Here is a 431-nt window from a genome sequence, read left to right on the forward strand (position 1 = left end):
GCTCGGGCACGAAACTCTCCTGCATCGCGCCGCGCTTCGGCTCCGAGATCGTCAGCCACAGGACGACCGCAAGCAGGATGCCGGGCAGGCCCGCGACATAGAACGCCGATCGCCAGCCATAGTGCTGGTTGACATAGCCGCCGATGAAATAACCGAGGAAGATGCCGAGATAGGTGCCGATGGCGTAGATGCCGAGTGCGCGCGGGCGCTCGTTCTTGGTGAAGAGATCGGCCACGATCGATTGCGAGGCGGGCGAGCCCGCGGATTCGCCGATGCCGACGCCGATGCGCGCCAGCGCCAGCGAGGTCACGCTCGAGGCGGCGCCGCACAGTGCCGTCATCGCGCTCCAGAACGCAAACGCCATGGCGACGATGTTGCGCCGGTTGAGCCGGTCGGCGACACGCGCGATGGGGATGCCGAGCAGGGAATAG

The 431-nt window shown here is 66.6% G+C and carries 1 protein-coding gene; it reads right to left on the reverse strand.

Annotation, left to right across the window (positions count from 1 at the left end):
• Window positions 1-431: MFS transporter (locus NJD74_RS19625; protein WP_319624830.1), on the reverse strand; the 431-nt coding region annotated here is incomplete at both ends.

Origin of the sequence: Stenotrophomonas sp. RG-453, from assembly GCF_033843685.1 — a bacterium.
Lineage (GTDB): Bacteria > Pseudomonadota > Gammaproteobacteria > Xanthomonadales > Xanthomonadaceae > Stenotrophomonas > Stenotrophomonas bentonitica_A.